Below are 13,135 nucleotides of genomic sequence, written 5' to 3' on the forward strand. Positions count from 1 at the left end.
CACCGCGTCCCCGTCCTGCACGCGGAAGACCGAGTCCACCAGGTGTCCGAAGTCGGCTTCGGACCGGCACCGCTCTCGGGGCGGAGCCGGGGAGGTAGGAGGAGAGCGCCGCCCCGAGGGTCTCAGCGGCAGGCGCGCCCGTCGTTGATGCAGCGCACCGCCTTGTCCATCAGGCCGTCCGACATGACGTTGATGAAGTCGCCGTGGTCGGTCACCGGCTTGTGCAGCTGCTCCGGAAAGCTGTCGACGGCGAAGCGCGAGCCCGGCGGCACGCTGTAGGTGATCCGCTGGACCAGCTGCGGGAGGGCCTTGAAGCCGGCCTTGCAGGAGCCGTCCCGGTTGGCGAAGGCCACGTGGGTGCGGTGGTTGGCGCTGTCGATGTTCTTGCCGTCCCAGCAGCTCTGGAAGGTGAAGGTCCGGACCACGTCACTGCCCTTGGGGCAGACCGGGTACTTGTCCTTCAACTGGCGGTTCTCGAAGCCGGTGCAGCTCCACGAGGCGTTGGCGTTGCCGGGGCCGTTGGTGAAGGCCTTGGCGTCTCCCGTGATGATGCGCAGGAAGCGGGGCATGGCCACCACCTTGCCGACCGGACTGCCCTTGAAGTCGATGGTCACCTGCTTCGGCCGCAGGATCGTCCCGACGTTCGCGTCCTGTCCGCCGCCGGGCGCCTTGGCGTCCCGTTCCGCCCGGCCGTCCCGCAGGCGCAGCACGGGCCAGTAGTAGGTGGACTGGTCGCCGTTGGTGCAGGTGGTGCCGGACGCCGCGAGGCTGTTGTTGGTGGAGAAGGCGTCCGTGGTCTTGTTGCCCACGTAGTCGTGCATGTGGTGGGCGCCGTTGCTCACGCCGGGCGCGACGATGACGTTGTCGGGGTTGAAGTGGCCGTTCTCGTTGCGCCCGCACTGCACCGAGAAGGACCCGGTGGACGCGCCCGAGCGGTTCGCCGGCTTGCGGACGTTCGGCCGTACGGTGCCGATGGAGACGAAGTCGCTGCGGGCGGGGCCGCCCTTGCCCTGCCGGGCGCCGTCCTGCTGCGCGGCGGCGCCCTGTGCCGCGAAGCCCTGCACGTCGCCGCCCGCGCCCGGATCGTCCGCCGGGTCCGCGGCGGGGGCCTCCTTCATGCTGCAGGCGCTGAGCGCGTCCAGCCCTTCGGGACGGGCGTCGCCCGCCTGCCCGATCGCGTCGGAGAGCGAGGCGATCGTCTTGCCCCGCTGGTCCTTCAGGCCGCCGAGCAGGGCGTCACCGCGGGCCCGGCCGGAGGAGAGCTGCCGGTAGGCGTCGGCGACCTGGGTGTCGAGCTGCGCGAGCTTCTCGTCCACCGCGGGCCGGGCCTGGTCGGGTACGGTGCGCAACCGGTCGCCCACGTCGGGGCAGTCGATGGTGGCGGTCACCGGCGCCGCCGCGGCGTCCTGCCCGGCGAAGGCGCCTTGGGCGACGATCACGGCCCCGCCGCCGCCCAGGACGAGGGCGGACATCACGGCGAGGGCCTTGTGCGCAGGCCGTAGACGGCGTTTGTGGCCCTTTTGACTCATGCGATCACTTCACTTCGTCGGTCGGGAAAGAGGGGCGGAAGGGGACGGCGGGGTGTCCGCGAGGCCGTCGAAGTCGACCAGCCCGCTGGCTTCGAGGACCGTGATGTGGTCCAGGACGGTCGCGTTGGCGTCGGTGGCCAGGGCCCGGACCATGGAGTTGCGGGTCTGGGCCCGTACTTGGGCGACCAGCGCGAACACCTTGCCGTGCGCCCGGCGCAGCAGCTGGATGAACAGCGCTTCGTACTGGGGGCCTTGGGCCGCGTCGAGCTGGTCGAGCCAGCCCTGCTGCTGGGCGGAGGGCCGGTTCGGCAGTTCGACGCCGAGGGCCTGGCCCACCTCCATGACGCGCCGGTCCAGTTCGGTGTGGCCTTCGACGAGGTGCTCCCCGGCGGTGCGGATCGCGGGGCGTTTGCCCCGCTGCAGGGCCTGCCGTCCGGCGGGCAGCTCCCACAGTCCGGCGAGCCGCACCTTGCGGACGAAGTCGCGGTCCTGCGGGGTCAGGGGGCCGAAGGCCGTGCTCAGTGTGCCGGCGCCGTCGTCGTCGCCGGTGGCGGCCGGGCCGGCTGCGGCGGCCGAGCCGCCGAACTTCTGCACGGGGATCAGCAACGCGATCAGGGTGAAGGCGAGGGCGCCGATGACGACGCCCGTGGCCATCACATGTCTCGAAGCGACCGACATGCTGCCGATGGCCGACCGACGGAATGACAGCACTGTGCCTCCTGGGTACGGGGACCGGGGACCGGGTGCCAAGGGACGCTAGTGCCCTGTGTGGTGCCCGTGCGGAAGGACCATCACGAATGGACAAACATCCGGGCAAGGCCTCGAAAGGCTGGTACCGTGCCGACCCGCTCAGCGAGCCTGGTCCCGCTCCGGGTCCGCCGCCGGCAGCGGCCTGCCGCGCGCGATGAGGAGGGCGACGTCGTCGCGGTCGTCGGGCTGGCGCAGGGTGCGCAGGAGCAGGTCGCAGGTGTCCTCCAGCGGACGGCCCGGGTCGCCGAGCAGTGCGGTGAGGGCCTGCAGCCGGATGTCGATGTCCTGGTCGCGGGTTTCGACGAGGCCGTCGGTGTAGAGGACCAGTTCGTCGCCGATGCCCAGGTCGAGGGTGGAGGCCTCGAAGGGGACCCCGCCGACGCCCAGGGGTGCCCCGGTGGGCAGGTCGAGGAGTTCGGGCTCGTGCCCGGGCCGGGTGCGTACGGGGGGCAGGTGGCCGGCGGTGGCGATGCGGCACCTGCCGTGGTGGGGGTCGTACACGGCGATCACGCAGGTGGCCATCGTGTGGCCGAGGCCGGTGGTGGTGTGGTCGAGCCGGGTCAGGACCACCGCGGGGTCGAGGTCGAGTTCGGCCAGGGTGCGGGCGGCGGTGCGGAGTTGGCCCATGGTGGCGGCGGCGTTGATGCCGCTGCCCATGACGTCCCCGACGACCAGGGCGGTCTTGTCGTCGGGCAGCGGGATGACGTCGAACCAGTCGCCGCCGACCTCGCCGACCGCCGCGGCGGGCTGGTACCGGTAGGCGATCTCCAGGCCCGGGGTGGGGGTGGGGTGGTGGGGCAGCAGGTGGCGCTGGAGGGTGAGGGCGGCGTGACGCTGTCTCTGGTACCAACGGGCGTTGTCGATGCAGACGGCGGCCCGCGCCGCCAGCTCGCTGGCGAGCAGGAGGTCGTCGTGGTCGAACGGCAGCGGGTTGTCGGTGCGTTGCAGGCCCATGACGCCGATGACCTCGCCGCGGGCGATCAGGGGCACGGCGAGGTACGAATGGAGGCCGGCCTCCGCGAGGAGGGCGGCAGCCTCGCTGTCCCGGGCGATGCCCCCCAGTCTCCCGGGGCTCACGTGCGCCCGCAGGATCGGACGGCCGGTGCGGACGCACTGGGTGACCAGCCGGGTGGAGTCGTAGCGCGCGAGGGTGCCGACGGGGTCGGCCGCGCGGGTGGCGGGGGTGGGTCGCGCCGCCTTGATGGCCAGGGCGCGGAACTGGACGGTCCCCTCGGTCTCGCCGCCGGGCGGGTGGTCGCCGAGGACGGAGTCGAGGACGTCGACGGTGGCGACGTCGGCGAGCTGCGGGACGGCGATGTCGCCCAGCTCCCGGGCCGTGACCCAGAGGTCGAGGGTGGTCCCGATGCGCACGGACGCGTCGGCGATCAGCGCGAGCCGCTGACGGGCCATGGCGATGGCGGTCGACGCCTTGTGCTGCTCGGTGACGTCCACGACGGAGGCCGCGACCCCTATGGGTTTGCCCGCCGGGTCCTCAAGCCGGTACAGGGAGACCGACCAGGCGCGGTCCTCGCCGGGGGCGGCCGGCGTACGACCGGTGGTGAACCGGTTCAGCTGCGGTGAGCCGCTGCTCAGGACCTCGCGCATGGCGTCCTCGACGGCCTCGGCGTCGAGGAAGGGCAGGGCCTCGGTGACCCGGCGGCCGATGTGCCGGGAGGCGGGCAGACCGTTGATGCGTTCGAGGGCGGGGTTGACCAGGACGTAGCGCAGGTCGGTGTCCAGGACGGCCAGGCCGATCGGGGACTGGGCGACCAGCCGCATCGACAGGGCCAGGTCGCGTTCCACGCGCCGCAGTGTGGCCTGGTCGGAGGCGATGCCCAGAGCGTAGCGCCGGCCCTGCTGGTCCTCCAGCCGCATGTTGCGGAATTCGGCCAGTCGGGTGCTGCCGTCCTTGCGCAGGACGGGGAAGACCCCCGCCCATGGTCCACCGCCGGCCATCACCTTCTCGAAGAGGGAGAGGACGATCCCGAAATGCTGCTCGTCGACGAGCAGCTGGGCCGCGAACCGGCCCAGCGCCTCCGAGGCGGTGTAGCCGAAGAGCGCCTCGGCCTGCGGGCTCCACAGGGCGATCCGGCCGCTCTCGTCGAGGACCACGGCCGCGACGCCGAGTACGTCGAGGAGCCCCGGCCCGGTGGAGGGGCCTGGGCCTGCCGGTTCGGGACCGGCCCGGGAGGCGTCCGCCGTACTCATGCCGGCCCACTCCTTCCCGTCCACGGCCAAGGGGAGCGGTCGGTCGGCCCGCTCGTTCCATGCCCCGGGCTGCCCGGGTGCTCCCATCCTCTCTCCACTCCCCCGGACCGGCAGCCGCAGGACTGTGCGGTTCGGCCGTCAGGCGGGTGCCACGGCCAGGCAGGGCGCACGAACCCTCCGCGCGGTGTATCCAGGAGGCATGGACCCCCGGCCGACACGAGCCCGCCTCGCGCTGCTGTCGGTTCCGTTCGCCCTGATCGCCGCGGTGACCCTGGTCGACGTACTGGCGCCGCCCGAGGTCCACCTGGGGCCCTTCCTGGTTGCCGCCCCGGCCGTCACGGCCTCCTTCGCGGGGCCCCGGACGACCGGCTTCGTGGGCGCGGTGGCGGTGCTCGCCCAGTCGCTGGTCGCCGTGGCCAGGACCACCCTCACGGACCTGAACCACACCTTCCAGATCATCGCCCTGGTACTGATCTCGATCTTCGTCACCCTGCTCGCGCACGTGCGCGAGGTCCACGAGCGGCAGGTGGTCCAGCTGCGCTCGGTGGCCGAGGCGGCACAGCAGGTGGTGCTGCGGCCGCTGCGCGAGCGCATGGGCCCGCTGCGGCTGGCCTCCGTCTACCTGGCGGCCGAGGCGGAGGCCCGGATCGGCGGGGACCTGTACGCCGCCGCCCGTACGCCGCACGGCACCCGGCTGATCATCGGCGATGTCCGGGGCAAGGGGCTGGAGGCGGTCGGCGAGGCGGCCCTGGTCCTCGGCGCCTTCCAGGCCGCCGCGCACCAGGAGCACGACCTGCCGGGGCTGGTCGCCCATCTGGAGGCCGCGGTGGCCGCCGACCCGGACGCGCCCGACGGGGACGCCGCCGATTCCGGGGAGGCCTTCACCACGGCGGCGGTGCTCGACATCCCCGATCAGGAGATGACCGTGCACCTGGTCAGCTGCGGGCACCCGCCGCCCCTGCTGCTGCGCGGCGGCCGGGCGGTCCTCCTGGAGGTGGACCGCCCGGCGCCGCCGCTCGGCCTGACGCAGTACGTGGACTCCGGGTACGCGGTGCAGTCCTTCTCCTTCGAGCCGGGCGACGTCGTCCTCCTCTACACGGACGGCGTCATCGAGGCCCGTGACCGGGGCGGCTCCTTCTACCCGCTGCGCGAGCGCGCCGCGGGCCGGCCCGGCGACGGCCCGGCCACGCTGCTGCACCACCTGCGCGCGGATCTGCTCTCCCACGCGCCGGGGGGCCACCTGGGGGACGACGCGGCGATGGTGGCCATCGAGCGCGTGGCCGACCGCTCCTGATCCCACCCGCCGGCCCTCACCGAACCCCTCACCGGGGGCCTCGGTGAGGGCCTCGGTGAGGGCCTCTCCGAACCCCTGACCGGACCCTGTGGCGGACCGCTCGATCCGAGCGGTCCGCCGGCCTGTCCGCGCGCCGGCTCGTGCCCCGGGACGGGGGTCCGATACACCCGGCGTGACAACAGCTGCGGCGTGTCGGCCAGTTGTCCTGATATCAGCTCGTTCGTGAGGAGCATACGGCCCGGCCTTCCGGATGATTCGCCCGGACGTCCTGTGCAACAGGGTGGTGACGCCATCGAATCCACGGAAAGGAAACGGCTCTTCGTGAACATGAAACACCTCGCGTCGACGTTCGCCGCCGCAGGCCTCCTGGCGGTCACCGCGCCCGTGCTGTCCGCGACCCAGGCGACGGCCGCCCCGGCGGAGTACGCCCCGCAGAAGCCCGCCTGGCACCGCTGCAGCGCCGACCAGCCGGCCGCGTTCGAGTGCGCGACCCTCAAGGTGCCGCTCGACTACCGGCGCCCCCAGGGCCGCACGATCGATCTCGCGATATCCCGGATGAAGAGCGGGAACCCGGCCGAGCGGCACGGCGCCCTGCTGCTCAACCCCGGCGGCCCCGGGGGTCCGGGGCTCGATCTGCCGCTGATGATGAACGAGGCGATGCCCAAGGAGGTGCGCGACCGGTACGACCTGATCGGCTTCGATCCGCGCGGCGTCGGCGGGTCCAGCCCGATCACCTGCGGACTGACGGACGCGGAGCAGAACTTCAGCCGCCCCTACAAGGAGGAGACCTTCCCCGCGGACGTGGCCTGGGCGCAGACGGTGGCGGACAAGTGCCGCGAGAAGGCCGGTTCCGTACTGCCCTTCATCACCACGCGGAACACGGCGCGGGACATGGACGCGATCCGCTCGGCACTGGGCGAGCGCAAGCTCTCGTACCTCGGCTACTCGTACGGCACCTATCTGGGCGCGGTGTACGCGCAGATGTTCCCGAGCCGCACCGACCGGTTCGTCCTCGACAGCGGGGTGGACCCGGCGCGTGCCTGGCGCGGGATGATGCAGGTGTGGGCGACCGAGGCCGAGCCGGCTTTCAAGCGGTGGACGCAGTGGACGGCCGGGCGTGCGGGCGAGTTCGGGCTGGGGGACACCCCGGAGGCCGTGTCGCGGACCTTCTGGGACCTGGTGGCCCGGGCCGACCGCGAACCGATCGAGTTCGAGGGCCAGAAGCTCACCGGTGACGACATCCGCACCGCGCGGGCGCTGTTCTTCTACCCCGCGCAGGCGGCGCCGGTCGTCAAGGCCCTCAAGGACGCCGCCGACGGCAAGCCGGTCACACTGACGCCGTCCCAAATGAAGCTCCTCAAGCCCGCCGCCGAACCGGCCTCGGACAACGGCATGGCCGTGTTCTGGTCGGTGGTGTGCGGCGACACGGAGTGGCCGCGCTATCCCGAGCAGTACGCGAAGGAGGCCGCGCAGGACAAGGTCACGTACCCGCTGTACGGCGACTTCGCCTCCAACATCAAGCCGTGCGCCTACTGGCACCGGCCGATCGAGCCCACGACGGCGATGAAGACGAAGGCCAACGTGCTGACCGTGCAGAACGAGTGGGACTCGCAGACCCCGCTGGTCAGCGGGCAGGGCCTGCACCGCGCCCTCAAGGGCTCGCGGATGGTGCTGGCGATGGGCGGTGAGGGCCACGGCGTGTACCTCTTCGACGCCGCCTCCTGCGCCAACGCCCCGGTCAACTCCTACCTGGCCACGGGCAAGCTGCCCGCCGAGGACGTGACGTGCCGGACGGCGCCGCCCTCCGCCGAGCGCCGCACGGAGCTGGTCCCGTCCTCGCCGCAGCGCTTCCCGGCCCTCACGGACGGAAGGTTCTGACCGGAGCCCGAAACCGACGCCCCGGACCCCGCCCGTCGCTCGGGACGCCTCCACGGCGTCCTCGATCCGGCGGGCGAGGTCCGGGGCGTCCGTGCGCGCCGCGCCCAGCGCCGGGCGGGCCGCCCCGGTGGCGCGCGGGGTCACGGCCGGGGGTGTTCACCGAGCGGGTCCCGGGCCGGGGAGCCGGCCACCGATCCCTTGGCCGCGGGGCCCGCGATACGGCTGCCCCGCAGCGGGGTCAGCAGCCCGGCGCCGACGATGAGCAGGCAGAACACCCCGCCCGCCACGCTGACCCGGGGCACCCCGTGCCGGTCGGCCAGTACGGTGAGGGCCGCCGCGCCCACGGGCCCCGAGGCGTTGTGGACGGTCCAGAAGGCGGCGGTGACCCGGCCGAGCAGGTGGTCCGGGGTCACCTCCTGGCGCAGGGTCATGGAGCAGACGCCGCCGAGGGTCATGCCGAACATGAACACGGCGGCCAGCAGCGCGATCACCACCACGCTGCGGCTGACCCCGGTCCCGCCCACCGCCGCGCCGATCATCGCCACCGAACCCAGCCAGCAGGCGCCGAACCCGAAGGTGCGGCGCAGCGGCCCCGCGGCGAGCGCCGCGGCGACGACGCCCAGTCCGCTGACCGCCATCACTGCCCCGAGGGTGGCCGCGTCCTGGTCCAGGTCTTCCCGGACCCGGTAGATGAGCAGGTCGGTGGCGCCATGGTGAGGAAGGTCAGCAGGGTGAGCAGGACGGTCAGCGGGCGCAGGACGCGATGGGTCCACAGGAAGCGGAAGCCCACGAGGAACATCTCGCGCAGCTTCCCGCTGCCCCTGCCGGCACCACTGCCGCCGGCTGCCTCGGCCCGCCCGAAGGTCACCCACCGCAGGCCGGCCGCGGAGACCAGGAAGGTCGCCCCGTCCACGCCGAGGGCCCAGTCCGCCCCCACCCCCGCGGCGATGAACCCGGCTGCCACCGGCCCGAAGAGGGTGCCGACGGCGAAGGTGCCCATCAGTCGCCCGTTGGCGGCGGTGAGGTCCTCGGGCCGCACCAGGTTCGGCACCGCGGTCACGTACGCCACGTCGAACAGCGTGTTCAAGGCGGTGACCAGCGCCGTCAGGACGTACAGCACCCACATCCGGGGGCCCGCCGGCCACAGGAAGGGCACCGCGCCGAGCAGTACGGCCCGTACGAGGTCGCAGGCGATCATCAGACGGCGGCGGTCCGTCCGGTCCACCACGTAACCGGCGAACATCCCGGTGGCGATGCCGGTGACTCCGGCGGTCACGGTGATCAGGCCCATCTGGACGATGGACCCGGTGGCGTCGAGTACGAGCAGGGGCAGCGCGAGCAGCGTGATCGAGCCGCCGAGCACGGACAGGGTCTGACCGAGCCAGAAGACGTTGAAGTCCCGGTTCCGCCCCAGCGCCGAACGGGCGGGCACCCCTGCTCAGCCCAGCAGCGCGTAAACGGTCGACGCCGTCGCGGCCGGCTCCTGCGCCCCCTGCGGGGTCATCGTGATGTCGGCGAAGGCCATCCGCTTGCCCAGCTTGGTGACCCGTACCTCGATCAGCACGTCCTCCCCGACGACCGGCCGCTGGAAGCTGGTCGACTGCTGCACGGTGGTCATGGGGCCGTACGCACCGCGCGCCGCGGAGATCGCGACGACGGTGGCGGTGTCGGCAGCGGCCATCAGGGCCTGCCCGGACAGGCCGCCGCCGTCCCTCGCCAGCGCATCCGACCAGGGAAGCCGCAACACGGCGTGCCGCTCGCCCGTCTCCTGGACGCTCAGCCCGAGAGCGAGCACCCAGGGGGCGAAGTTGTCGCTGAGGATCTTGTCCGCGTCTGCGGGTGTCAACGTCATCCACGGATTGTGGCGGCCCGCACGGGGCCGCCACAACTCCCTTTGCACATCAGGGCAGCACGCCCCCGCGCTCAGAGGGTGGCCGCCAGCTCCGTGCCCTGGCGGATCGCCCGCTTGGCGTCCAGTTCGGCGGCGACGTCCGCGCCGCCGATCAGGTGCGCCTCGACGCCGGCCGCGCGCAGCGCCTCGTACAGGTCGCGGCGCGGCTCCTGGCCGGTGCAGAGCACCACCGTGTCGGCGGGCACGAGGCGCTGCTCGCCGTCGACGGTGATGTGCAGGCCCTCGTCGTCGATCCGGTCGTACGCGGCTCCCGCGACGGAGACCACACCCCGGTGCTTGAGCTCCGCGCGGTGGATCCAGCCGGTGGTGGTGCCGAGGCCGGCGCCGACCTTGGTGGCCTTGCGCTGGAGCAGGTGGACCTGGCGCGGGGGCGCCGGGCGCTCGGGCGCGGTCAGGCCGCCGGGACCCGCGTACGAGGTGTCCACACCCCAGTGGCGGAAGTAGACGGCGGGGTCCTGGGAAGCGCCCTCACCGCTGTCGGTGAGGTACTCGGCGACATCGAAGCCGATGCCCCCGGCGCCGACGACGGCGACCCGCTCGCCGACGGGGGCGCCGTCGCGCAGGACGTCGAGGTAGCTGACGACGTGTGCGTGGTCGACGCCCTCGATCTCGGGGATGCGGGGGGTGACGCCGGTGGCGACGACGACCTCGTCGTAGCCCTGGAGGGTCTCGACCTCGGCGCGGGTGTTCAGCCGGACCTCCACACCGCGCTCTTCGAGCTGGGTGCCGAAGTAGCGGATGGTCTCCTCGAACTCCTCCTTGCCGGGGATGCGGCGGGCGATGTCGAGCTGTCCGCCGATGTGGCCGGAGGCCTCGAAGAGGGTGACGGCGTGGCCCCGCTCGGCGGCGGAGACGGCGCAGGCGAGTCCGGCCGGGCCGGCGCCGACGACGGCGACGCGCTTCTTCAGCTGCGTGGGCGAGAGCACGAGTTCGGTCTCGTGGCAGGCGCGGGGGTTGACCAGGCAGCTGGTGATCTTGCCGCTGAAGGTGTGGTCGAGGCAGGCCTGGTTGCAGCCGATGCAGGTGTTGATGGTCCCGGAGCGGCCTGCGGCGGCCTTGGCGACGAAGTCGGCGTCGGCGAGGAACGGGCGGGCGAGCGAGACCAGGTCGGCGCGGCCGTCGGCGAGGATCTCCTCGGCCTTCTCGGGGGTGTTGATGCGGTTGCTGGTGACGAGCGGGATGCTCACCGCGCCCATCAGCCGCCGGGTGACCCAGGTGTAGGCGCCGCGGGGGACGGAGGTGGCGATGGTGGGGATGCGGGCCTCGTGCCAGCCGATGCCGGTGTTGATGATGGTGGCGCCGGCCGCCTCGATCTCCTTCGCGAGGTGGACGACCTCGTCGAGGGTGGAGCCGCCGGGGATCAGGTCCAGCATCGAGAGGCGGTAGATGAGGATGAACTCGTCGCCGACGGCCTCGCGGGTGCGGCGGACGATCTCCAGCGGGAAGCGCACGCGGTTCTCGTAGGCGCCGCCCCAGCGGTCGGTGCGCTTGTTGGTGGCGGCGGCGATGAACTCGTTGATCAGGTAGCCCTCGGAGCCCATGATCTCGACGCCGTCGTACCCGGCGAGCTTGGCGAGGCGGGCGGCGCGGACGAAGTCCTCGACGGTGCGCTCCACCTCGATGTCGGTGAGCTCGTTCGGCACGAAGGGGCTGATGGGGGCCTGGAGGGCGCTGGGGGCGACGAGGTCCTTGTGGTAGGCGTAGCGGCCGAAGTGGAGGATCTGCATCGCGATCTTCCCGCCCTCGGCGTGCACGGCCTCGGTGATCACCCGGTGCTCGGCGGCCTCGTCCTCGGTGGTGAGGCGGGAACCGCCCTCGAAGGGGCGGCCGGCGTCGTTGGGGGCGATGCCGCCGGTGACGATCAGGCCGGCGCCGCCGCGGGCGCGCTCGGCGTAGAAGGCGGCGAGGCGCTCGAAGCCGCCCTCGTGCTCCTCCAGGCCGGTGTGCATCGAACCCATGATCACGCGGTTCGGGAGGGTCGTGAAGCCGAGGTCCAGGGGGCTCAGCAGGTGCGGGTACTGGCTCTGGGAGCTCTGCGGACTCATCGGGGTGTGCCTCCTCGCGCGGGGGTGATGCACCTGTTGTAGCGAGGCGAGGAGGCTTTTGCAACTAGGTGCATAACCAGTCGTCGCCACCTGTGGCCGAGCTCACGTGCTCGATGACCGCCTGCTCGTTCGAATCACCAGAAAGGCCATATTTCGCCCTAGGCGGCCCCTTCTCCCGTCATTAGCGTCACGGGGCGCTGAGACCTCACGCCGGTGAGGTAGTGGAGGGGAACACATGAAGATCGGGCTGCGGCGTTCTCTCGCACTCGCGGGAACGCTGGCCATCCTCCCGCTGACGGCCTTCTCGGCCGAGGCGCGGACCCCGGGGCCGCTGTCGGCGGACACGGTCGCCGCAATGACCCCGGAACGACAGGCAGAGGTACTGGAACCGCTGAGGGCCGCTGCCGACGCCGCAGCCCAGGTGGGGCGGGGAGCACGGGCCGACATCTACACCCAGGTCGAGATGGCCTCCGACTACCGTTCCGTCAACGTGTACCTGACCGACGTCCGCGAGAGCGGGAAGTTCATCGCCGCGGTCCGCGCGGCCGACCCCAAGGTGGACGGCCGGCTGATCCACGTGGTCAAGGCGAAGAAATCCCGCCAGGACCTCATGAAGGAGATCTCCGGGATCACGGGGCGCTCCGACCTTCCCTTCAAGGTCTCCCTCGTCGGCAGTGCCGTCGACGGCAGCAGCATCGACCTCTCGGTGGACAACCCCGGGGCAGCGCAGGCCTACTTCGCCTCTCCGGCCGTCGCCGGGCAGCGCGGGGGCGCCTCCGCCACGCCCGTCCGCATCACACAGGCGGCTCCGTCACAGCCGCTGAACCGCTGGAACGACACCGCGCCGTTCTACGCGGGGGCGGCTCTCGGACCCGCCTCGGGCAGCCAGTCGTACTGCACCAGCGGGATTCCGGCCATCAGCACGTGGGACGGCCGCCAGTGGCTGGTCACGGCCGGCCACTGCTACAACGTCGGCGACAACGTCTGGGCGGCCGGCGGCAACTACATCGGCCAGGTCAAGTTCAAGCGGCCCGAGCTCGACTCGGTGTTCATCGAGGCGGCCACGTACCGCTACACCTGGGACGGTCTGGACGCAGGCGGCTACACGCGCTACCTCAACGGGGTGCGCAACGTCGCGGTCGGCGACTTCACCTGCCAGCTGGGCTACAACTCCAAGGTCGTCTGCAACATCCGCACGGTGTACGCGGGCAACGCCCGGTGGAACGTCAACGGCACCGACGTCTGGGGCAGTTACGGCGTGCCCCACTACGGGGGCGTCGTCGGCCGCGGCGGTGACAGCGGCGGTCCGGTGATCTTCATCAACGACCAGAACTCGCGGCAGCTGAACGGCATCGTCAGCTACGGCTGGGGCTGCAACGCCTCCAAGGAGTGCAGCACGGGCCTGGGCTGGGTCGACGTCTGGTCCATCTTCAACGGCTTCGCCATCAAGCTGAACCCCTCGTAACCCGCGCCCCGGCGCGATCGAGCCAGGTGCCCCCGGCCGCTGCCGGCCGGGGGC

Annotated in this window: 10 protein-coding genes; 3 read left to right on the plus strand and 7 right to left on the minus strand. The window is 72.2% G+C overall.

The window, feature by feature from the left end; all coding sequences use genetic code 11:
* Positions 1–122: 122 nt before the first annotated feature.
* The 3 genes from AB0B01_RS21915 to AB0B01_RS21925 all read right to left on the minus strand — a co-directional run bounded on the left by AB0B01_RS21915 (position 123) and on the right by AB0B01_RS21925 (position 4,487).
* Positions 123–1,529: a DUF1996 domain-containing protein gene (locus tag AB0B01_RS21915; protein ID WP_361721530.1), complete on the minus strand. Its 1,407-nt coding sequence runs from the start codon at positions 1,527–1,529 to the stop codon at positions 123–125.
* A gap of 9 nt (positions 1,530–1,538) precedes the next feature.
* Positions 1,539–2,207 (minus strand): DUF4142 domain-containing protein, encoded by a 669-nt coding sequence (locus tag AB0B01_RS21920; protein ID WP_361721533.1) that lies wholly within the window; start codon positions 2,205–2,207, stop codon positions 1,539–1,541.
* A 171-nt stretch (positions 2,208–2,378) separates the two neighbouring features.
* The gene (locus AB0B01_RS21925) at positions 2,379–4,487 is read right to left on the minus strand and encodes a SpoIIE family protein phosphatase (protein WP_361721536.1); all 2,109 of its coding nucleotides are present in this window, start codon (positions 4,485–4,487) and stop codon (positions 2,379–2,381) included.
* Between the two features lie 199 nt (positions 4,488–4,686).
* On the opposite strand from AB0B01_RS21925, the gene AB0B01_RS21930 reads away from it, so the two are divergent.
* Together AB0B01_RS21930 and AB0B01_RS21935 are read left to right on the plus strand one after the other, a co-directional pair.
* Positions 4,687–5,781 carry a PP2C family protein-serine/threonine phosphatase gene (locus AB0B01_RS21930; RefSeq protein ID WP_361721539.1) on the plus strand — a complete coding sequence of 365 codons (1,095 nt, stop codon included), beginning with the start codon at positions 4,687–4,689 and terminating at the stop codon, positions 5,779–5,781.
* A 327-nt stretch (positions 5,782–6,108) separates the two neighbouring features.
* Positions 6,109–7,659 (plus strand): alpha/beta fold hydrolase, encoded by a 1,551-nt coding sequence (locus AB0B01_RS21935; protein ID WP_361721638.1) that lies wholly within the window; start codon positions 6,109–6,111, stop codon positions 7,657–7,659.
* 140 nt (positions 7,660–7,799) lie between these two features.
* Here the strand turns inward: AB0B01_RS21935 and AB0B01_RS21940 are convergent, their stop codons facing one another.
* The 4 genes from AB0B01_RS21940 to AB0B01_RS21955 form a co-directional block, all read right to left on the minus strand.
* Positions 7,800–8,297 carry a hypothetical protein gene (locus AB0B01_RS21940; protein WP_361721542.1) on the minus strand — a complete coding sequence of 166 codons (498 nt, stop codon included), beginning with the start codon at positions 8,295–8,297 and terminating at the stop codon, positions 7,800–7,802.
* A complete protein-coding gene (locus AB0B01_RS21945; protein ID WP_361721545.1) occupies positions 8,297–9,091 on the minus strand; it encodes an MFS transporter in 795 nt (264 codons plus the stop codon). Before AB0B01_RS21945 ends, AB0B01_RS21940 begins: the two co-directional genes overlap by 1 nt.
* Before the next feature lie 6 nt (positions 9,092–9,097).
* Complete coding sequence (locus tag AB0B01_RS21950; RefSeq protein ID WP_361721548.1) at positions 9,098–9,511, minus strand: PaaI family thioesterase; 414 nt, start codon at positions 9,509–9,511, stop codon at positions 9,098–9,100.
* A 71-nt stretch (positions 9,512–9,582) separates the two neighbouring features.
* Entirely contained in the window at positions 9,583–11,616 is a 2,034-nt protein-coding gene (locus AB0B01_RS21955; protein WP_361721551.1) for an NADPH-dependent 2,4-dienoyl-CoA reductase, read from the minus strand.
* Positions 11,617–11,851: 235 nt separating this feature from the next.
* Between AB0B01_RS21955 and AB0B01_RS21960 the strand changes: the two genes are divergently transcribed.
* Complete coding sequence (locus tag AB0B01_RS21960) at positions 11,852–13,081, plus strand: hypothetical protein (RefSeq protein WP_361721553.1); 1,230 nt, start codon at positions 11,852–11,854, stop codon at positions 13,079–13,081.
* The last annotated feature ends 54 nt before the right edge of the window (positions 13,082–13,135 follow it).

The sequence above is a fragment of the Streptomyces sp. NPDC044571 genome, from assembly GCF_040647115.1.
Taxonomy (GTDB): Bacteria; Actinomycetota; Actinomycetes; order Streptomycetales; family Streptomycetaceae; genus Streptomyces.